Here is a 19,444-nt window from a genome sequence, read left to right on the forward strand (position 1 = left end):
CAGTCTTCTTCAGGAGTGGAGGAATACCTGAAGTTTAACCTGCCGCTTGCAGACTGGGTTGCCAATTGACGATGCGCGAATGCACGGATTTCGGTTCCGGATCCGTGGCCAATGCCGTGCGGAAGGCGTCGTCGGAAAACATTTCGGCGATTTCCGACAGGATTTCCAGATGTTGCTGGGTGACATGATCTGGAATCAGCAGGAAAAACAGCAGATTGACGGGCTTGCCATCGGGCGATTCGAATGGAATCGGCTCGGCCAGGCGCACGAAGGCGCCCAGCGGCGCTTTCAAGGTTTTGCTGCCCTTGACCCTGCCATGCGGCACGGCCACGCCATGACCCAGTCCGGTCGAGCCCAGGCGTTCGCGGGCAAACAGATTGTCCGAGACGGTAGAGCGGGCGATGCCGTAATTGTTTTCGAAGATCAGGCCGGCTTGCTCGAAGGCGCGCTTTTTACTGGAGACTTCCAGGTCCAGCAGGACGTTCTCGAGGGATAATATTTTGCTAAGATTAGTCATGACACTCAATGAAATGGTGCAATGCGCAGAGGGCTTGCGAGCCGAATTATAGGCCTGTTTCGGCGGCCTGTAACGCCAATTCTCAACAGTATACGCCCGCTGCGGGCGCAGTGGGCGCTACAGCCCACGTGGTCATCATTTTAGCAAAAAAATAACATCGGCGTGTATCGGCTATTTCTTGATTAAAAACACGCGGTGCGCCGGTTTTTCCGCCGCCGAATGCCGATTTTCCGATTTTTCAGCGTCTTTGACATGCTCTGCGGCACTACTGCAACGTTGTTTTAAAACACAGCCAACATTCCTGTTGGCATGGTTGCGGGGTGTTGTTTGGCGTTACTGGCGCGCATTGCGCAGATTGCCCGGCATCGCTCCCGTGCTGAAGTTGCTGCGCCAGGGATTGATGTCGAGGCCGCCGCGGCGCGTGTAGCGCGCATACACGGACAGTTTTTGCGGCTTGCACTGACGCAAGATATCGACAAAGATGCGCTCCACGCATTGCTCGTGGAATTCGTTGTGTTCGCGGAAACCGATCAGGTAGCGCAACAGGCTTTCCTGGTCGATCTGCGGTCCCGCGTACTCGATCTGCACGCTGCCCCAGTCGGGCTGGCCCGTCACCAGGCAATTCGATTTGAGCAAATGCGAGACGAGTTTTTCTTCCACCGGCGCTTCATCGAGCGCCGCCTTCAGGAGCAGCGGCGAGGGCGTGTATTGCGTGATTTCCAGGTCCAGGCGGTCGAGCAGCACGCCGTCGAATTCGCCCATTTTCAGCTTGCCGAAATCTTCCTGCAAGGTCAGTTCCACTTGCACGGGCGCGCCGAAGCCCTTCGATAAGTCCTGCTTGAGCAGGGCCAGCAGCGCATCCGGGCTGTCCAGCCTGGTCTGGTTGAACGAGTTTAAATAGAGCTTGAACGACTTCGATTCGATGATGTTCGGCGAATCGGCCGGCGCGCTGACCTTGGCAATCGCCACTTGCGGCTTGCCGCGCTGGTTCAGCCACGACAGTTCATACGCATTCCAGATATCGAGGCCGAAGAACGGTAATGTACCGCGCAATTCCAGCTCGTCGCGCTTGCCCTGGCGGGGAATGGGAAACAGCAGTTCCGGCGCGTAATCGGTGCGGTAGGCGGAGCTTTTGCCCAGCGGGGATTGTTCGGCGAGGTCGTTGGTGGTGGTCATGGTCGTGTGGCGTGAATTCAGTCAAGCACGCATGGTAGCCTAATTCTCCCGACGGCGAGTAGCCGCCGCCGGGAGGTGATGCTTACCCCAGGAACAGCTTATAGACGGGATTGCTGCTTTCATCCCAGTAACGGTAGCCCAGGGTGTCGAGGAAGCGGGCGAATTCTCCCATTTCATCGGGCGGCACTTGCAGGCCGATGAGGATGCGGCCCACGTCGCCGCCCTGGCTGCGGTAGTGACATAGGGAAATATTCCAGTTCGGCGCCATGCTGTCGAGGAAGCGCATCAGGGCGCCCGGGCGCTCGGGGAACTCGAAGCGGTACAGCAACTCGTCCTGCGCCAGCCGGCTCTTGCCGCCCACCAGGTGGCGGATGTGCGACTTGGCCAGCTCGTCGTGGGTCAGGTCCAGGGTCTTGAATTCGTGTTCCTCGAAAGTCTTCGCCAGCACGCTTGATTCATGCCGGTCGGCAATTTGAATGCCGACGAACACGTGCGCGGCCTTTTCATCGCTGATGCGGTAGTTAAATTCCGTCACGTTGCGCGCGCCGATGAGCGAGCAGAAACGCTTGAAACTGCCCCGCTGTTCGCGCATGGTGACGGCAAATACGGCTTCGCGGAATTCGCCCAGTTCGGCCCGTTCCGCGACAAAGCGCAAACGGTCGAAATTCATGTTCGCGCCGCTGGCGATGGTGACCAGGGTTTCATTGTTGACGGGGTGCTTGGTCAGGCTGGCCCGTTCCACATAGGCCTTGGCGCCGGCGATGGCCAGCGCGCCGGACGGCTCCAGGATGCTGCGCGTATCCGTAAACACATCCTTGATGGCGGCACAGATGGCGTCCGTGTCGACGGTGATGATTTCATCGACATACGCCTGCACGAGGCGGAAGGTTTCCTCGCCGGCCAGGCGCACGGCCGTGCCGTCGGCAAACAGGCCCACGTCGTTCAGGGTCACGCGCTCGCCCGCTTTCAGCGAACGGGCCATGGCGTTCGAATCGACGCTTTGTACGCCGATGATCTTGATGTCGGGACGAATCTGTTTCACGTAGGCGGCAATGCCGGCGATCAAGCCGCCGCCGCCGATGGGCGCGAAGATGGCGTGGATGGGGCCGGCGTGCTGGCGCAGGATTTCCATGCCGATCGTGCCCTGGCCGGCGATCACGTCCGGATCGTCGAACGGGTGCACGAAGGTCAGCTTCTGTTCCTTTTCCAGGGTCAGCGCATGGTTGTAGGCATCCGTGTACGACTCGCCGTGCAGCACCACTTCCACGTGCACGCCGCCGCGTCCCTTGACGGCCTCGACCTTCACCAGGGGCGTGGTGGTCGGCATGACGATGACGGCGCGGCAACCCATGCGCGCGGCCGACAGGGCCACGCCCTGGGCGTGGTTGCCGGCCGAGGCGCAAATCACGCCCCGTTTGCGGTCCGCTTCGCTCAGCTTGGACATCTTGTTGTAGGCGCCACGAATCTTGAAACTGAACACGCTTTGCATGTCTTCGCGCTTGAAGTAAATCTGGTTGTTCAGGCGCTGCGACAGGGCAGGGGCCAGTTCCAGCGGCGTTTCGGTAGCGACGTCATAGACGCGGGCGGTCAGGATTTTCTTGAGGTAGTCGATGTTCATAGTCTGCAAGCAAGTGATTCTGGGCCAGAAAGGGTCTGGAGCGTGTCGGGCGATAGCGGCGGCGCCGCGGCGGATAGCCTGGCGACAATAATGCTCTGTGGAACTGCGGGCGGGTAGGCCTGTGCCGGCCGGCGCGGATTGTGCGGCGCGCAAGCTGCTCTTCATTATAATGGAGAGCCTTACTGCATCGCGAAGTGTTCCATGATCGAATCCGCAATCGCCTGGCTGCTGCAGCTGATCGCAGCACCGGAAGTCGGGCTGACATCGGTCTTTCTGATCAGCTTTATTTCCGCCACCCTCTTGCCGCTCGGCTCGGAACCGGCCGTGTTTGCCGTCATCAAGGCCAATCCCGCGCTTTTCTGGGCCACCATCGGCGTCGCCACCCTGGGCAACACCCTGGGCGGCGTCGTTGACTACTGGATGGGCTACCGGGCCAAGCAGGCGTTTGCCAAGGAACGCGACACGCGCTGGTTCCGCTGGCTGGCCCGCTATGGCGCCAAGACCATGCTGCTGGCCTGGCTGCCCATCGTGGGCGACCCGCTGTGTACCCTGGCCGGATGGCTCAAGCTGCCGTTCTGGCCCAGCGTGGCCTACATGGCCGTCGGCAAGTGCGCGCGCTACCTGACCATGACGGGCTTGCTGCTGTACGTGCCCGATGGCGTATGGCACCGGATTGGACAAATGCTGGCGTAAAGTGGGCGCAAACGGGGCGTAATGCAACGCCGTTTTGCCCCATTTTTGGGCAGTTCGATAGTTTGCAGCAGACTCTGATTCTTGGCATTTTTGCGTCAAAAAATGAGCAACACTGGTTTTTTATTCATGCAAAATAGGGCTTTTCCGTATTTGCTATGGTGACGGATGCGGTGCTTAAACCTTGGGCGGCATAAGGCTGTTCCCGCATGGTGCGGCGCAATAAGATAAAATGGGCCTTTAGGGTCCAGTCCACATCGTCACCACACTCCATGAACGCTCCCGCACATATCCAAGCTTTACTGGCAGAAACGCCGAATGGTCCCGCAGCAAGCCGCCTGCGCGAAATCCCGTATAACTACACGTCGTTTTCCGATCGCGAGATCGTCATACGCCTGTTGGGGGAGGACTCCTGGCGCCTGCTCGACGAGCTGCGCGGCGCCCGCCAGACGGGCCGTTCGGCCCGCATGTTGTACGAGGTGCTGGGCGACATCTGGGTCGTGCGCCGCAATCCCTACCTGCAGGATGACTTGCTCGACAATCCGAAGCGCCGCCAGGGCTTGATCGATGCCTTGCATCACCGCCTGGCCGAAGTCGACAAGCGCCGCCTGTCCATCGACGCGGCCGGCGGCGACGTGGCCGCCAGTGGCGAATCGCCCGAAGTGGCGCAAGCGCGCAGCGCCAATGTGGAGCTGCTGCTGAAAGCGGCCAGCAAGGCCGTGGCCGACTTTGGCGACGAATTCCGCAAGACCTACGATTTGCGCAAGCGCACGGTCAAGGTACTGGGACGCTATACGGAAAAGCATAATGTGCGCTTCGACGGCATGACGCGCGTGTCGCACGTGACGGACGCCACCGACTGGCGCGTGGAATACCCGTTCGTCGTGCTCACGCCCGACACGGAAGAGGAAATGGCCGGCCTGGTGAAGGGCTGCATCGAGCTGGGGCTGACCATCATCCCGCGCGGCGGCGGCACCGGCTACACGGGCGGTGCGATTCCCCTGACGCCGATGTCGGCCGTCATCAACACGGAAAAACTCATCACCCTGGGCGCCGTGGAAATGACGGTCTTGCCGGGCCTCACGCACGAATACGCGACCATCAATTCGGGCGCCGGCGTGATCACGAACAAGGTGTCGGAAGCGGCGGAAAAGGCTGGTTTCGTGTTTGCCGTCGACCCGACGTCCGCGCACGCCTCTTGCATCGGCGGCAACGTCGCCATGAATGCGGGCGGCAAGAAAGCCGTGCTGTGGGGCACGGCGCTGGACAACCTGGCCTCGTGGCGCATGGTCGACCCGAACGGCGACTGGCTCGACGTCACGCGCCTCGACCATAACCTGGGCAAGATCCACGATATCGCACTGGCACGTTTCCAGCTGGAATGGCGTCACCCGAGCACGCGCGACGCGACGAAACCAAACGCGCCGTTCAAGACGGAAATCCTGGAAATTCCTGGCCGCAAGTTCCGCAAGGAAGGCCTGGGCAAGGACGTCACCGATAAATTCCTCGCCGGCTTGCCGGGCATCCAGAAAGAAGGCTGCGACGGCCTGATCACGTCGGCGCGCTGGATTTTGCACAAGATGCCGAAGTTCGCCCGTACCGTCTGCCTGGAATTCTTCGGCCAGGCGCGCGACGCGATCCCGTCGATCGTGGAAATCAAGGATTACCTCGACGGCTTGCCGGCGAAAGGCGAGCAATACACGACCATCCGCCTGGCGGGCCTGGAACACCTGGACGAGCGCTACCTGCGCGCCGTCGGTTACGCCACCAAGTCGAAGCGGGGCGTGCTGCCGAAGATGGCCCTGTTCGGCGACATCGTCGGCGACGATGAAAATGCTGTCGCGCAAGCGGCGTCGGAAGTGGTGCGCATCGCCAACACCCGCGTGGGCGAAGGCTTTGTCGCCGTCAGCCCGGAAGCGCGCAAGAAATTCTGGCTCGACCGTGCTCGCACGGCGGCGATCGCCAAGCACACGAATGCGTTCAAGATCAATGAAGATGTCGTGATCCCGCTCAATCGCATGGGTGAATACACGGATGGTATCGAACGCATCAATATCGAGTTGTCGATCAAGAATAAACTGCAATTGGCCGAGGCCCTCAGCGAATTCTTTGGCAAGGGTAATTTGCCAGTAGGCAAGAGCGACGATGCGTCCGACGACCGGGTCGACGATGCGGAAATGCTGGGCGACCGCGCCGAGCAGGCGCAGCAGCTGTTGGCGCAAGTGACGAGCCGCTGGACCTATCTGCTGGCCCAGCTGGACCGTCCGCTGGCGGACGTGAAGGGCGAATTGGCCGAACTGGGCATGGAGCGCTTGCTGCCCGTGTTCGATGCGCGTCTGGAAACGCAGCCGGACGCCACTCTGTTCGACGTGGTGCAGGACCGCACCGTGCGCATTACCTGGAAGCAAGAGATCCGCGCCCAGCTGCGCCAGATATTCAACGGCGCCGCGTTCAAGCTGATCCTGGACGAGGCCACCGCCATCCACGCGCGCATCTTGCGTAGCCGCGTGTTCGTCGCGCTGCACATGCATGCGGGCGATGGCAACGTGCACACGAACTTGCCCGTCAACTCGGACAATTACGAAATGCTGCAGGACGCCCACGAAGCCGTGGGCCGTATCATGATTTTGGCCCGCTCGCTCAATGGCGTGATTTCCGGCGAACACGGTATCGGCATCACCAAGCTGGAATTCTTGACGGAAGAAGAGATCGGCGAATTCCGCAGCTACAAGCAGCGCATCGATCCGGAAGGCCGGTTCAACAAAGGTAAATTGCTGAACCTGCCGGGCATGGGCGCCGACTTGCGCAATGCCTACACGCCATCGTTCGGCCTGATGGGGCATGAGTCCTTGATCATGCAGCAAAGCGATATCGGCGCCATCGCCGACAGCGTCAAGGATTGCTTGCGTTGCGGCAAGTGCAAACCCGTGTGCTCGACCCACGTGCCGCGCGCCAATTTGCTGTATTCGCCGCGCGACAAGATATTGGCGACCTCGTCCCTGATCGAAGCCTTCCTGTACGAAGAACAGACGCGCCGCGGTATTTCCATCAAGCATTGGGAAGAGTTCGAGGACGTGGCCGACCACTGCACGGTATGCCATAAATGCGTGACGCCTTGCCCGGTGAATATCGACTTTGGCGATGTGTCGATGAACATGCGCAATTTGCTGCGCAAGATGGACAAGAAGAGCTTCAATCCGGGCACCAAGGCCACGATGATGTTCCTCAACGCTACCGATCCCGTGACCATCAACGCCACGCGCAAGGTCATGATCGGCTGGGGTTACAAGGCGCAGCGCCTGGGCCATGACTTGCTGAAGAAATTTGCCAAGAAGCAAACCAAGGCGCCGCCGCCATCGACAGGCAAGCCGCCCGTCAAGGCGCAGGTGATTCATTTTATTAACAAAAAGATGCCGGGCAACCTGCCGAAGAAATCGGCACGCGCGCTGCTCGATATCGAAGACGATAAAGTCATCCCGATCATCCGCAATCCGAAGACGACGACGGCCGATACGGAAGCCGTGTTCTACTTCCCTGGTTGCGGTTCGGAGCGCCTGTTCTCGCAAGTGGGCCTGGCTACGCAAGCGATGCTGTGGGAAGTGGGCGTGCAGACGGTCTTGCCGCCGGGCTATTTGTGCTGCGGTTATCCGCAACGGGGTGCGGGCGAGTTCGACAAGGCCGAGAAGATGATGACGGATAACCGCGTCCTGTTCCACCGCATGGCCAACACGCTCAATTACCTGGACATCAAGACGGTGCTCGTGTCGTGCGGCACTTGCTACGACCAGTTGGCGACGTATCAGTTTGAAAAGATTTTCCCCGGCTGCCGCATCATGGATATCCATGAGTATTTGCTGGAGAAAAACGTCAAGCTGGAAGGCGTCAATGGAACCCGTTATATGTACCACGAGCCATGCCACAATCCGATGAAGCTGCAGGAATCGGGCAAGACCATCAATTCCCTGATCAGCACGGTAGACAACGTGAAGATCGAGAAGAATGACCGTTGCTGCGGCGAATCGGGGTCGCTGGCCGTCACGCGCCCGGACATTTCCACGCAAGTGCGTTTCCGCAAGGAAGAAGAGATGGTCAAGGGCGCCGACAAGCTGCGCGGCGACGGTTTCACGGGCGACGTCAAAATCCTCACCAGCTGCCCGTCGTGCCTGCAAGGCTTGTCGCGCTACAATGACGATTCGGGCACGACGGCCGACTACATCGTCGTCGAGATCGCCAAACACTTGCTGGGAGAGAACTGGATGCCGGATTACGTGAAACGCGCCAATGACGGCGGCATCGAACGGGTGCTCGTGTGATGTCCACGAGTTGCGATCTGTGCAACTTGCTGGACGGCTACGCCAACAAGCAGGGTCCGGAGACCTTGCTGTGGCGCAGTGAGCGCCTGTCCGTCGTGGCTGTCGACGATCCTGCCTATCCCGGCTTTTGCCGTGTGATCTGGAACAAGCACGTGAAGGAAATGACGGACTTGACGCCGGGCGAGCGCAATTACGTCATGGAAGTCGTGTGGCAAGTCGAACTGGCCGTGCGGGAAGTGATGCAGCCGGAAAAGGTGAATGTCGCCAGTTTCGGCAACATGACGCCGCACGTGCACTGGCACGTGATTCCCCGCTACCGCGACGACGCGCATTTCCCGAACCCCAGCTGGGCGGTGATCCAGCGCGAAACGGCGCCCGAGGTGCTGGCCGCGCGCCGCGCCCTGCTGCCTGCCTTGCGCGACGCCATCCTTCAACGTTTATCCGCATAAAGTATTGTCATGACTGAAAAAGCAGCAACACCCCAACCCACCGGCTTGACCGTGCACAACCAGTCGCGCGTGCTCGACGTGGCGTTCGACGACGGCAGCGAATTTGCCCTGCCGTTCGAATACCTGCGCGTGTATTCGCCGTCGGCCGAAGTGCAGGGTCATGGCAAGGGCCAGGAAACCTTGCAATTGGGCAAGCGCCTGGTCGGTATCACGGGTCTGGAGCCGGTCGGTAACTACGCCGTGCAGCCCACCTTCAGCGATGGCCACAATTCCGGCCTGTACACCTGGGCATATCTGTACAAGCTGGGCGCCGAGCAAGCGACCCTGTGGCAGGATTACCTGGATCGCCTGGCAGCCGCCGGCTACCCGGGCGACAGCGGCCGCGATGCCAAGGCGGACATGACGGTCAAGCAATCTTCCGGCGGTCATGTTCATGGACCCAGTTGCGGTCATAAGCATTAATTAAAAATAATGCGGTAATCTTGTCGGATTGCCGCCGCCCCGTTCGTCGTATGGATGCCCGCGCTTGCGGGCATTTTTCTTTTGGAGAAGAGACTATGGAATACATGATCCTGATCTACGCCGACGAGGCGCGCTATGCCGCCATGGAAGAGGGCCAGATGGCCAGCCTGATGGCCGACTTTGCCAGCTATACGCAGGACCTGGAGGTGGCGGGCGTGATGCGCGGCGGCGCCGAGCTGGCGCCTGTGCGCAACGCCACCAGCGTGCGTGTGCAAAACGGCAAGCCTGTCATCACGGATGGGCCGTTCGCGGAAACCAAGGAGCAGCTGGGCGGCTATTACCTGCTGGACTGCGCCCACCTGGACGAGGCGCTGGCCTGGGCTGGGCGTTGTCCGGCGGCTTCCCTGGGCACCATCGAAGTGCGGCCCGTCACGGCATAAACATGGCCGGCGACGCCATTGCGGCCGTCGAACATGTCTTTCGCCAGGAAAAGGGCAGGGTGCTGGCCGGCCTGATGCGGCGTTTCGGCGACCTGGGCCTGGCGGAAGATGTGTTGCAGGAAGCGTGCCGCAAGGCGCTGGAACTGTGGCCGCAGGCGGGCATCCCGTCCAATCCCGCGGCCTGGCTCAGCTCGGTGGCGCGCAACGCGGGCCTCGATCACGTGCGCCGCGCGGGCAAGAGCGTCAGCGAGGCCGAGGCCGTGCTGTCCTGCCTGCCGGCAGCCATGCTTGATGAAACGCAAGCCATCGAGGACGACCGCCTGCGCCTGCTGTTCATCTGCTGCCATCCTGCGCTGGCGCCCGAGGCGCAGGTGGCGCTGGCCCTGCGCACCCTGTGTGGGCTGTCCACGGACGAGATCGCGCGCGCTTTCGGCGTGGCGGAAGCGGCCCTGTCGCAGCGGCTCTTGCGCGCCAAACGCAAGATCGCCGAAGCGCGCATCCCTTTCGAGTTGCCGCCGGCCCAGGATTGGCCGCAACGGCTGGCGCAAGTGCAGCATGTCATCTATCTGGTGTTTAGCGAAGGCTATTGCGCCAGCGGCGGCGATAGCCTGCTGCGCGCCGACCTGTGCGCGGAAGCGTTGCGCCTGGGGCGGCTGCTCGACAGCCTGCAGCCCGGCCAGCCGGAAGTACAGGGGCTATTGGCCTTGCTGCTGCTGCAGGCGTCGCGCGGCCCGGCCCGCCTCTCGCCCGCAGGCTGTTTGCTGACACTGGAAGAGCAGGATCGTCGCCTGTGGCAGGGGGATTTGATCGCCGAGGGGTTGGCCGTTCTGGAACGAGCCTTGCCGGCGCGCGCGCCAGGGCCATACCAGTTGCAGGCGGCCATTGCCGCCTTGCACGCCAAGGCCGTCACGGCCAGCCAGACGGACTGGCGCCAGATCAGCGCCCTGTATGGCGCCTTGCTGCGGCACAAGCCGGAACCCTTGATCTTGCTCAATGCCGTGATCGCCTGCGCGATGGCGCATGGCGCAGAGCACGGCCTGGCGTGGCTCGAACGCCTGGAAGCCGTGCCCAGCCTTGCCAATTCGCATTATCTGCACGCAGCCCGGGCCGACTTGCTGCGCCGCCAGGGCGACCGGCGGGGGGCGCTGGCGGCATATGCCCGGGCGGCCATGCTGGCTGCGAATGCAGTGGAAAGGCAATACCTTCTCCGGCGTCACGGGGAAATGCGCCTGCCGCTTGTATAATGCTCCCAAGTTCAAACAGACTGCCTACCATGACCAATACGACCCATTTCGGATACAAAACAGTTGCAGAAGACGACAAAGTGCGCGAAGTCGCCAAGGTGTTCCATTCCGTCGCTGCCAAATACGACGTGATGAATGACTTGATGTCGGGCGGGCTGCACCGTCTGTGGAAGACGTTTACCATTGCCAACGCGGGCGTGCGCCCCGGTTTCAAGGTGCTCGACATCGCCGGCGGCACGGGCGACCTGTCGAAGGCATTCGCCAAGCAGGCGGGCCCTACCGGCGAAGTCTGGTTGACCGATATCAATGAATCGATGTTGCGCGTAGGCCGCGACCGCCTCTTGAATCGCGGCTTGCTCACCCCCACCTTGTTGTGTGACGCGGAAAAACTGCCATTCCCCGATAATTATTTTGACCGTGTCAGCGTGGCCTTTGGCTTGCGCAACATGACGCACAAGGATGTGGCGCTGGCGGAAATGCGCCGCGTGCTGAAACCGGGCGGCAAGCTGCTGGTGCTGGAGTTTTCCAAGGTGGCGGCGCCCCTGCAAAAGCCGTACGACCTGTACTCGTTCTCGGTCTTGCCGTGGTTCGGACAGAAAATCGCCGGCGACGCGGAAAGCTATCGCTACCTGGCAGAATCGATCCGCATGCATCCGGACCAGGAAACGCTGAAGACCATGATGGAAACGGCGGGCCTGGAGCGGGTGCAGTACTACAATTTGACGGCAGGCATTGCCGCTTTGCATACCGGCATCAAGATGTAACTCAAGCTGTAACTCACCAAGCCGGTGATTTTAGGAGATGGAATGAAATTGAAGAAATTTATGGTCGGCATGATGCTGGCCGCGACCACGGTATCCATGCTGGGCGAGGCGCTGGCCCGTCCCATGGGCGGTGGCCGTTCGTTTGGCCGCCAGTCGCAAAACGTGGGCCGCCAGACGCCTGCGCCGGCACCAACCCCGGCGCCGGCCGCCGCGCCACGCCAGGCGCAACCTGCGCCAGCCCCCGCGCCGGCCCCTGCCGCCAAGGCACCGAGCCGCTGGAAGGGCTTGCTGGGCGGCGCCTTGCTGGGCCTGGGTCTGGGCGCCTTGCTGTCGCACTTTGGCTTGGGCGGCGCCCTGGCCAGCATGATCAGCACCCTGTTGATGGTGGCCTTGCTGGCCGGCGTGGCGTTCTTCATCTACCGCATGGTACGTGGCAAACGCGACAACAATGCCGGCGGCAATGCGCCGTTTGCTGGTTTTGGCGGCAACCAGCCTGCGCCAGCGGGCAACGTGCCTGACATCGGTTCGCGCATCCCGCCGCTGCCGCCGCTGCAACCCGTCTCGTCCGGCGTAGGCCTGGACAAGCCGGCGCCGGTTGCCGCGCCATGGGGCGTACCAAGCGACTTCGACAAGGACGCCTTCCTGCGCCACGCGAAAAGCAATTTCATTCGCCTGCAAGCGGCCTGGGACAAGGCGGACATCAACGATATCCGCGAATTCACGTCGCCGGAAGTGTATGCGGAACTGCGCATGCAAATCCAGGAACGGGGCGCGCAGCCAGACTTTACGGATGTCGTCACCATCGATGCCGAACTGCTGGGGATCGAAACGAGCGTCAACGACTACCTGGCCAGCGTGAAGTTTACGGGCCTGATCCGTTCGGCGCCGGGCGCCGCAGCGGAACCGTTCGCGGAAGTGTGGAATATGTCGAAACCCGTCAGCGGAAATAGCGGCTGGGTTCTGGCAGGCATCCAGCAATTGAATTAATTGTAAAAACTTGCTGAATAATGGCTTAAGTCCATGCGGAATGCATGATGCTTGACAGATATTTCCTGCTGAACTGGTAAGATCGAAACCGCCCACCTTGTTTGATGGGCGGTTTTTTCTTTTTGGGGGCGCGCGCGGCGCGCAGTATATAGATGGCACCACTTTCCGATCTCTCCCTGATGACGCCCGTCATCGCGACAATCAACCACTTGCTGGCGCAGGAGCCGTGGGCGCGCCAGCAACTGGCCGTGCATGCCGGCAAGCTGGCCTGCATCGACACGGGCGCCGTGGCCTTGCGCCTGCGCGTCGACAGCGCCGGCATGCTGGAGGCGGCGCCGGCCGACATGCCGGCCAACGTCACCATCCGCGTGAAATTGTCCGATGTGCCGCTGATCCTGCAAAACCGCGAGCGGGCGTTTTCCTACGTCAAGATCGAAGGCGATGCCGAGTTTGCCAATGCGATTTCCCAATTGAGCAAGGGCTTGCGCTGGGAGGCCGAGCACGACCTGGAAAAGGTCGTCGGCCCCATGCTGGCCACGCGCCTCGTGTCCGGCGCGAAGGATGCGGCCGCCTTTGTGCGCACGGGCCAGCAAAAGCTGGCGGAAAACGTGGCCGAATATTTTCTCGACGAACAGCCCATGCTGATCCGTCCTTCTACCCTGCAAGAGTATTCCGCTGGCGTGACGCGCGTGCGCGATGATGTCGAACGCCTGGCCAAGCGCCTTGCCCGGCTGGAAAAGGCGGCCGCCGCCGTCCAGCCGCAGCCCTCCTCACCGGATTTGTCTACATGATATTGAAATTCCTGCGCCTGTTTAAAATCATCCGTGTTTCCATCAAGTACGGCCTGGATGAGATAGCGATTTCTGGTCTGCAAGTTCCCCGCACCGCCAAATTGATCGACACCCTGATTTTCTGGCGTGACCTGTCGTCGCCGCGGGGCTTGCGCCTGCGCCTGGCGCTGGAAGAGCTGGGTCCGATTTTCGTCAAATTCGGCCAGGTGCTGTCGACCCGGCGCGACCTGATGCCGCTCGACATCGCCGAAGAGCTGGCGCGCCTGCAGGACCGGGTGCCGCCGTTCGATTCCGACCTGGCCGTTGCGCAGATCACCAAGTCCCTGGGCGCGCACCCGGACCAGCTGTTTGCCCGCTTCGAGCGCGAACCGGTGGCGTCCGCCTCGATTGCCCAGGTGCACTTCGCTACCCTGAAAGATGGCCGCGAAGTGGCCGTGAAGGTCTTGCGTCCAGGCATGAAAAAGCTGATCGACGAAGACGTGGCCCTGATGCACATCGCCGCCGACTGGACCAGCCGCCTGTGGGCCGACAGCAAGCGCCTGAAACCGAAAGAGGTGGTGGGCGAGTTCGACAAATACCTGCACGACGAGCTGGACCTGATGCGCGAGGCGGCCAACGCCAGCCAGCTGCGCCGCAACTTCGCCAACTCGGACTTGCTGCTGGTGCCGGAAATGCACTGGGATTACTGTTCCAGCAGCGTCATCGTCATGGAACGCATGTATGGCATCCCCGTGTCGCAGACGGAGCGCCTGGTGGCGGCCGGCGTTGACTTGCGTAAACTCTCCAGCGATGGCGTGGAGATTTTCTTCACGCAAGTGTTCCGCGATGGCTTTTTCCATGCGGACATGCATCCGGGCAATATTCTCGTATCGATCGCGCCCGAATCGTTCGGCCGCTACATCGCGCTGGACTTCGGCATCGTCGGCACCCTGAACGACTACGACAAGGATTATCTGTCGCAAAACTTCCTCGCCTTCTTCCGTCGCGACTACAAGCGCGTGGCCGAGGCGCATATCGAATCGGGCTGGGCGCCGAAGGATACGCGCGTCGATGAGCTGGAAGCGGCCGTGCGCGCCTGCTGCGAGCCCATCTTCGACCGTCCGCTGAAAGATATTTCTTTTGGGCAAGTGTTGCTGCGCCTGTTCCAGACCTCGCGCCGCTTCAATGTGGAAGTGCAGCCGCAACTGGTGCTGCTGCAAAAGACCCTGCTCAATATCGAGGGCCTGGGCCGCCAGCTGGACCCGGAACTGGACCTGTGGCAAACGGCCAAGCCTTACCTGGAAAAATGGATGAGCAACCAGGTGGGGCCGCAAGGCTTCATGGAGCGCCTGCGCGCGGAGGCGCCCCGTTATGCGCACATCTTCCCGCAACTGCCGCGCTTGCTGCACCAGGCCTTGACGGTGCATGGCGAACCGCGCGAAAACGAGGTGGAACTGATGAAAACCTTGCTGGCCGAGCAACGCCAGACGAACCGCCTGCTGAGCTTTATCGTCTACTTCGTGGGCGCCTTTGCGCTCGGTGCGCTGGGCTTGCAAGTGTTCATGCGCTGGCATCAACTGCCGTTTTAACTGGCTGAGGACGTAAGTGATGGCTGACTTCCACACCCGCGACCCGCTCTCGCCCGCCTTCTGGGACGAGCGTTTCGAGAAGCAATTCACGCCCTGGGACCACGGCGGCGTGCCTGCGCGCCTGCGCAGCTTCGTTGCAGGCAGCCCGGCGCCGCTGCGCTGCCTGATTCCCGGCTGCGGCTCGGCGTATGAGCTGGTCTTCATGCTGGAGCACGGCTGGGATGCCACGGCCATCGACTTTTCTCCCGGTGCCGTGGCGGCCGCGCGCATCCAGCTGGGTGAGCGGGCAGGGCGGGTGGTGGAAGCGGACTTCTTTGCCTGGGAACCCGTTGCGCCGCTGGACCTGATCTATGAACGGGCTTTCCTGTGCGCCATGCCGCGCGCCATGTGGCCGCAAGTGGCGGCCCGCTGGGCGCAGCTGCTGGCGCCGGGCGCCATGCTGGCCGGTTACTTTTTCTTTGACGACAATGCCAAGGGACCGCCGTTCGGCATATCGCGTGAGACACTGCAGGAATTGCTGGCGCCGCATTTCGATTGCCTGGCCGACGACGCCGTCGACGATTCCATCGCCGTCTTCGCCGGCAAGGAGCGCTGGATGAGCTGGCGCCGCCGGGCGGACTGAGGCGGGCGGGGCAATTTCCGCTGGCGACAAAGGAAAAGCTTTATAATTCAGGGTTTTTGATGATTTTCTCGGAGTAGAGATGCCGATTTACGCTTACCGTTGTGACGAGTGTGGTTTTGCCAAGGACGTCTTGCAAAAGATCTCCGATCCAGTACTGACGGTGTGCCTGTCGTGCGGCAAGCCCAGTTTCAAGAAGCAATTGACGGCCGCCGGTTTCCAATTGAAGGGCACCGGCTGGTACGCGACCGATTTCCGCGGCGGCACGGCGCCCACCACGGCCATTCCGACGGGCCCGGCCGATAACGCCAAACCCGCCCCGGCCGCCGAGAGCGCGCCTGCCGCGGCCCCTGCGCCCGCCCCGGCTGCCGCTGCGCCGAAAGCGGACTGAAAAGCGCGCCGCGCCGATACGATCCCTTACCGAGAAACCGATGCGTAAATACTTTATTACCGGATTACTGATTTTGGTGCCCCTGGCCATTACGGCCTGGGTCCTGAATCTGGTCATCAGCACGATGGACCAGTCGCTGTTGCTGGTGCCCGGCAGTACGCAGCCCAGCGTCTGGTTCGGCCGCCAGATTCCCGCGCTGAGCACCATTCCCGGCCTGGGCACGGTATTGACGGTACTGATCGTGTTCTTCACGGGCTTGCTGACGAATAACCTGGTCGGCAATTACGTGGTGAAACTGTGGGAAAAATTGCTGCAACGCATACCCATCGTCAATTCCCTGTATTCGAGCGTCAAGCAAGTGTCGGATACCCTGTTTTCCCCGTCGGGCAATGCCTTCCGCAAGGCCGTGCTGGTGCCGTATCCGCACCAGAACTCCTGGACCATCGCTTTCCTGACCGGCGTGCCGGGCGGTGATGCGGCAAACCACCTGGTGGGCGACTATGTCAGCGTGTACGTGCCGACGACGCCGAATCCGACATCGGGCTTTTTCCTGATGATGAAGCGCAGCGATGTCGTCGAACTCGACATGAGCGTCGATGCGGCGCTCAAATATATCGTCTCGATGGGCGTGGTGGCGCCTGCGGAAGTTGTTGCTGTACCGGCCCCGGCAGCCAAAGAATAAAGGCAGGCGTCCCATGCGGGACGTGGCCGGATTGAACACTCACTAACCTGAACTGAGAATTTTATGTCTATGCGTACTGAATACTGCGGCCTCGTTACCGAAGCCATGCTGGGACAAACCGTCAGCCTGTGCGGCTGGGTACATCGCCGCCGCGACCACGGCAGCCTGATTTTCATCGACTTGCGCGACCGTGAAGGCCTGGTGCAAATCGTCTGTAACCCGGAACAAGCGGAGATGTTCAAGGTCGCCGAAGCCGTGCGCAACGAATTCTGCCTGCGCGTGACGGGCGTCGTGACCAACCGTATCGAAGGCACGATCAACAACAACTTGAAATCGGGCAAGATCGAAGTGGTCTGCTCGGAGCTGGAAGTGCTGAACCCTTCCGTGCCCGTGCCGTTCCAGCTGGACGACGACAACCTGTCGGAAACGACGCGTCTGACACACCGCGTGCTGGACCTGCGCCGCCCGCAAATGCAAAACAACCTGCGCCTGCGCTACAAGGTGACGATGGAAGTGCGCAAGTACCTCGACGCGCTGGGCTTCATCGACATCGAAACGCCGATGCTGACCAAGTCGACGCCAGAAGGCGCGCGCGATTACCTGGTGCCGTCGCGCGTGAACGCGGGCAGCTTCTTTGCCTTGCCGCAATCGCCACAGTTGTTCAAGCAACTGTTGATGGTCGCCAACTTCGACCGTTACTACCAGATCACCAAGTGCTTCCGCGACGAAGACTTGCGCGCTGACCGCCAGCCTGAATTCACGCAGATCGATTGCGAAACCTCGTTCCTGACGGAACAGGAAATCCGCGACCTGTTCGAAGACATGATCCGCGTCGTCTTCAAGAACACGCTGAACATCGACTTGCCGAACCCGTTCCCGGTGATGGATTTCGCCGAAGCGATGGGCCTGTACGGTTCCGACAAGCCGGACATGCGCGTCAAGCTGGCCTTCACAGACTTGACCGAAGTCATGAAGTCGGTCGAATTCAAGGTCTTCAACGGCGCCGCCAACATGAAGGGCGGCCGCGTGGTGGCCCTGCGCGTACCGCAAGGCGGCAGCATGCCCCGTTCGGAAATCGACGCCTACACCCAGTTCGTCGCCATCTACGGCGCCAAGGGCTTGGCTTACATCAAGGTCAACGAGAAAGCCAAGGGTCCTGAAGGCTTGCAGTCGCCGATCGTCAAGTTCCTGCCTGCCGACGTGCTGGCCACGATCCTCGAGCAGACGGGCGCGCAAGACGGCGACCTGATCTTCTTCGGCGCGGACAAGGCCAAGGTCGTCAACGACGCCATCGGCGCGCTGCGCGTGAAGATCGGTCACAGCGAATTCGGCAAGAAAGCCGGCCTGTTCGAAGACGTGTGGAAGCCATTGTGGGTGGTCGACTTCCCGATGTTCGAGCACGATGAAGAAGCGGACCGCTGGACGGCGACCCACCACCCATTCACGGCGCCGAAAGACGGCCACGAAGACATGCTGGAAAGCGATCCGGGCGCCTGCATCGCCAAGGCCTACGACATGGTCTTGAACGGCTGGGAACTGGGTGGCGGTTCGATCCGTATCCACCGCGAAGAAGTGCAAAGCAAGGTCTTCCGCGCACTGAAGATCGACGCCGAAGAAGCGCAGCTGAAATTCGGCTTCCTGCTCGACGCCCTGCAATACGGCGCGCCACCGCATGGCGGCTTGGCATTCGGCCTGGACCGTATCGTGACCATGATGACGGGTTCCGAATCGATCCGCGACGTGATCGCCTTCCCGAAAACCCAGCGCGCGCAAGATTTGCTGACCCATGCGCCGTCGGAAGTTGACGAGAAGCAACTGCGTGAACTGCACATCCGTTTGCGCAGCACCGAGCCAAAAGTAGTGTAATGAAGCATGCGGCTGCCCAGGCAGCCGCTACCGTTTTACTTGCTGAGGCAAAAAAGGCGCTGCGAGGCGCCTTTTTCATTCTTGATATGAGCCATAAAATTCCCGTTTCCGTGCTGGTCGTCATCCATACGGCGGACCTAGACGTCTTGCTGATCGAGCGCGCAGGCCAACCCGGTTTCTGGCAATCCGTGACGGGGTCCGTCGACGCCGTCGATGAACCGCTGCTGCAGACGGCCGCGCGCGAACTGGAGGAAGAAACCGGCATCGTTGTCGATGGGCACGATATCGTGCTGCGCGACTGGAACTTGTCGAATGTGTACGAGATCTATCCGATCTGGCGCCACCGCTATGCGCCGGGCGTGACGCGCAACACGGAACACGTGTTCAGCGTGCAAGTGCCGCGCGACATCGCCGTCACCCTGAGCCCGCGCGAGCATTTGCAGCACGCGTGGCTGCCGTATCTGGCGGCGGCCGACCGCTGTTTCTCGTCGTCCAACGCGGAAGCGATCTTGCAATTGCCGGCCATGACGGGTCTGGCGCGTCCCACCTGATTTTCCTAGAAAGCATTCCATGTTGAACTGGTTACATTTGACTGCGCAGCAAAAACTGCTGGGCACCCTGGGCATCGTTTTTTGCCTGTGCTTTATCTTCCTGCTGTTCAGCTCCACCGTGCCCGGCCGCACGCCACCGATCGGCATGCCGCTGATGGCGATCGGCTGGCTGCTGCATCCGGGCGCGTTTGCCAAGGGCAAGCGCACCGTGGCCTGGCGCGGCGCACCGTTGCTGGTGAAAATCGTCTGGGCGGCGGGCATCACGGCGCTGATCGTCAGCGTGACGGCGGGCGTGGGACGCATGCTGGCCTGATTG

Annotated in this window: 19 protein-coding genes; 16 read left to right on the forward strand and 3 right to left on the reverse strand. The window is 61.3% G+C overall.

The window, feature by feature from the left end; translation table 11 throughout:
- Nucleotides 1-34: 34 nt before the first annotated feature.
- From O3300_RS19750 to ilvA, 3 genes are all read right to left on the reverse strand, one after another.
- Nucleotides 35-517, reverse strand: a complete 483-nt coding sequence (locus O3300_RS19750; protein ID WP_071079718.1) for a PTS sugar transporter subunit IIA — start codon at nt 515-517, stop codon at nt 35-37.
- Nucleotides 518-850: 333 nt separating this feature from the next.
- Nucleotides 851-1,693 (reverse strand): NADPH-dependent 7-cyano-7-deazaguanine reductase QueF, encoded by an 843-nt coding sequence (gene queF / locus O3300_RS19755; protein WP_289905725.1) that lies wholly within the window; start codon nt 1,691-1,693, stop codon nt 851-853.
- An 82-nt stretch (nt 1,694-1,775) separates the two neighbouring features.
- Nucleotides 1,776-3,311: a threonine ammonia-lyase, biosynthetic gene (ilvA, locus tag O3300_RS19760; protein WP_099665685.1), complete on the reverse strand. Its 1,536-nt coding sequence runs from the start codon at nt 3,309-3,311 to the stop codon at nt 1,776-1,778.
- 201 nt (nt 3,312-3,512) lie between these two features.
- On the opposite strand from ilvA, the gene O3300_RS19765 reads away from it, so the two are divergent.
- From O3300_RS19765 to O3300_RS19840, 16 genes are all read left to right on the forward strand, one after another.
- Nucleotides 3,513-4,004 carry a YqaA family protein gene (locus O3300_RS19765; protein WP_077398959.1) on the forward strand — a complete coding sequence of 164 codons (492 nt, stop codon included), beginning with the start codon at nt 3,513-3,515 and terminating at the stop codon, nt 4,002-4,004.
- Between the two features lie 269 nt (nt 4,005-4,273).
- Nucleotides 4,274-8,314, forward strand: a complete 4,041-nt coding sequence (locus O3300_RS19770; RefSeq protein WP_289912349.1) for a DUF3683 domain-containing protein — start codon at nt 4,274-4,276, stop codon at nt 8,312-8,314.
- Nucleotides 8,314-8,763: an HIT family protein gene (locus O3300_RS19775; protein WP_305053871.1), complete on the forward strand. Its 450-nt coding sequence runs from the start codon at nt 8,314-8,316 to the stop codon at nt 8,761-8,763. Before O3300_RS19770 ends, O3300_RS19775 begins: the two co-directional genes overlap by 1 nt.
- A gap of 9 nt (nt 8,764-8,772) precedes the next feature.
- Nucleotides 8,773-9,225 (forward strand): DUF971 domain-containing protein, encoded by a 453-nt coding sequence (locus O3300_RS19780; protein WP_289905722.1) that lies wholly within the window; start codon nt 8,773-8,775, stop codon nt 9,223-9,225.
- Nucleotides 9,226-9,320: 95 nt separating this feature from the next.
- Complete coding sequence (locus O3300_RS19785; RefSeq protein ID WP_305053872.1) at nt 9,321-9,665, forward strand: YciI family protein; 345 nt, start codon at nt 9,321-9,323, stop codon at nt 9,663-9,665.
- A 2-nt stretch (nt 9,666-9,667) separates the two neighbouring features.
- Nucleotides 9,668-10,909, forward strand: coding sequence for an RNA polymerase sigma factor (locus O3300_RS19790; RefSeq protein WP_305053873.1), 1,242 nt, complete (start codon nt 9,668-9,670; stop codon nt 10,907-10,909).
- A gap of 29 nt (nt 10,910-10,938) precedes the next feature.
- A complete protein-coding gene (gene ubiE, locus O3300_RS19795; protein WP_034753359.1) occupies nt 10,939-11,673 on the forward strand; it encodes a bifunctional demethylmenaquinone methyltransferase/2-methoxy-6-polyprenyl-1,4-benzoquinol methylase UbiE in 735 nt (244 codons plus the stop codon).
- 42 nt (nt 11,674-11,715) lie between these two features.
- A complete protein-coding gene (locus O3300_RS19800) occupies nt 11,716-12,660 on the forward strand; it encodes a Tim44 domain-containing protein (protein ID WP_305053874.1) in 945 nt (314 codons plus the stop codon).
- Nucleotides 12,661-12,812: 152 nt separating this feature from the next.
- On the forward strand, nt 12,813-13,451 hold the full coding sequence (locus O3300_RS19805) for an SCP2 domain-containing protein (RefSeq protein ID WP_289912344.1): 639 nt from the start codon (nt 12,813-12,815) through the stop codon (nt 13,449-13,451).
- Nucleotides 13,448-15,019, forward strand: coding sequence for a ubiquinone biosynthesis regulatory protein kinase UbiB (gene ubiB / locus O3300_RS19810; RefSeq protein ID WP_099665676.1), 1,572 nt, complete (start codon nt 13,448-13,450; stop codon nt 15,017-15,019). The genes O3300_RS19805 and ubiB overlap by 4 nt, the downstream gene beginning before the upstream one ends.
- A 19-nt stretch (nt 15,020-15,038) precedes the next feature.
- Nucleotides 15,039-15,641: a methyltransferase gene (locus O3300_RS19815; protein ID WP_305053875.1), complete on the forward strand. Its 603-nt coding sequence runs from the start codon at nt 15,039-15,041 to the stop codon at nt 15,639-15,641.
- A 79-nt stretch (nt 15,642-15,720) separates the two neighbouring features.
- The gene (locus O3300_RS19820; RefSeq protein WP_077398979.1) at nt 15,721-16,029 is read left to right on the forward strand and encodes an FmdB family zinc ribbon protein; all 309 of its coding nucleotides are present in this window, start codon (nt 15,721-15,723) and stop codon (nt 16,027-16,029) included.
- A 40-nt stretch (nt 16,030-16,069) separates the two neighbouring features.
- Nucleotides 16,070-16,711: a DUF502 domain-containing protein gene (locus O3300_RS19825; RefSeq protein WP_077398981.1), complete on the forward strand. Its 642-nt coding sequence runs from the start codon at nt 16,070-16,072 to the stop codon at nt 16,709-16,711.
- A gap of 63 nt (nt 16,712-16,774) precedes the next feature.
- Nucleotides 16,775-18,577, forward strand: coding sequence for an aspartate--tRNA ligase (gene aspS / locus O3300_RS19830; protein ID WP_180278639.1), 1,803 nt, complete (start codon nt 16,775-16,777; stop codon nt 18,575-18,577).
- A gap of 86 nt (nt 18,578-18,663) precedes the next feature.
- Entirely contained in the window at nt 18,664-19,128 is a 465-nt protein-coding gene (gene nudB, locus O3300_RS19835; RefSeq protein WP_305053876.1) for a dihydroneopterin triphosphate diphosphatase, read from the forward strand.
- A gap of 19 nt (nt 19,129-19,147) precedes the next feature.
- Nucleotides 19,148-19,441 (forward strand): hypothetical protein, encoded by a 294-nt coding sequence (locus O3300_RS19840; RefSeq protein WP_046682130.1) that lies wholly within the window; start codon nt 19,148-19,150, stop codon nt 19,439-19,441.
- Nucleotides 19,442-19,444: the final 3 nt, after the last annotated feature.

The organism is Janthinobacterium sp. SUN206, assembly GCF_030587305.1.
Taxonomy (GTDB): Bacteria; Pseudomonadota; Gammaproteobacteria; order Burkholderiales; family Burkholderiaceae_D; genus Janthinobacterium; species Janthinobacterium kumbetense.

Bases quoted from the DNA above. Each gene is read 5' to 3' on its own strand.
- O3300_RS19750 (WP_071079718.1), bottom strand. From the start codon at position 517: ATGACTAATCTTAGCAAAATATTATCCCTCGAGAACGTCCTGCTGGAC.
- queF (WP_289905725.1), bottom strand. From the start codon at position 1,693: ATGACCACCACCAACGACCTCGCCGAACAATCCCCGCTGGGCAAAAGC.
- ilvA (WP_099665685.1), bottom strand. From the start codon at position 3,311: ATGAACATCGACTACCTCAAGAAAATCCTGACCGCCCGCGTCTATGAC.
- O3300_RS19765 (WP_077398959.1), top strand. From the start codon at position 3,513: ATGATCGAATCCGCAATCGCCTGGCTGCTGCAGCTGATCGCAGCACCG.
- O3300_RS19770 (WP_289912349.1), top strand. From the start codon at position 4,274: ATGAACGCTCCCGCACATATCCAAGCTTTACTGGCAGAAACGCCGAAT.
- O3300_RS19775 (WP_305053871.1), top strand. From the start codon at position 8,314: ATGTCCACGAGTTGCGATCTGTGCAACTTGCTGGACGGCTACGCCAAC.
- O3300_RS19780 (WP_289905722.1), top strand. From the start codon at position 8,773: ATGACTGAAAAAGCAGCAACACCCCAACCCACCGGCTTGACCGTGCAC.
- O3300_RS19785 (WP_305053872.1), top strand. From the start codon at position 9,321: ATGGAATACATGATCCTGATCTACGCCGACGAGGCGCGCTATGCCGCC.
- O3300_RS19790 (WP_305053873.1), top strand. From the start codon at position 9,668: ATGGCCGGCGACGCCATTGCGGCCGTCGAACATGTCTTTCGCCAGGAA.
- ubiE (WP_034753359.1), top strand. From the start codon at position 10,939: ATGACCAATACGACCCATTTCGGATACAAAACAGTTGCAGAAGACGAC.
- O3300_RS19800 (WP_305053874.1), top strand. From the start codon at position 11,716: ATGAAATTGAAGAAATTTATGGTCGGCATGATGCTGGCCGCGACCACG.
- O3300_RS19805 (WP_289912344.1), top strand. From the start codon at position 12,813: ATGGCACCACTTTCCGATCTCTCCCTGATGACGCCCGTCATCGCGACA.
- ubiB (WP_099665676.1), top strand. From the start codon at position 13,448: ATGATATTGAAATTCCTGCGCCTGTTTAAAATCATCCGTGTTTCCATC.
- O3300_RS19815 (WP_305053875.1), top strand. From the start codon at position 15,039: ATGGCTGACTTCCACACCCGCGACCCGCTCTCGCCCGCCTTCTGGGAC.
- O3300_RS19820 (WP_077398979.1), top strand. From the start codon at position 15,721: ATGCCGATTTACGCTTACCGTTGTGACGAGTGTGGTTTTGCCAAGGAC.
- O3300_RS19825 (WP_077398981.1), top strand. From the start codon at position 16,070: ATGCGTAAATACTTTATTACCGGATTACTGATTTTGGTGCCCCTGGCC.
- aspS (WP_180278639.1), top strand. From the start codon at position 16,775: ATGTCTATGCGTACTGAATACTGCGGCCTCGTTACCGAAGCCATGCTG.
- nudB (WP_305053876.1), top strand. From the start codon at position 18,664: ATGAGCCATAAAATTCCCGTTTCCGTGCTGGTCGTCATCCATACGGCG.
- O3300_RS19840 (WP_046682130.1), top strand. From the start codon at position 19,148: ATGTTGAACTGGTTACATTTGACTGCGCAGCAAAAACTGCTGGGCACC.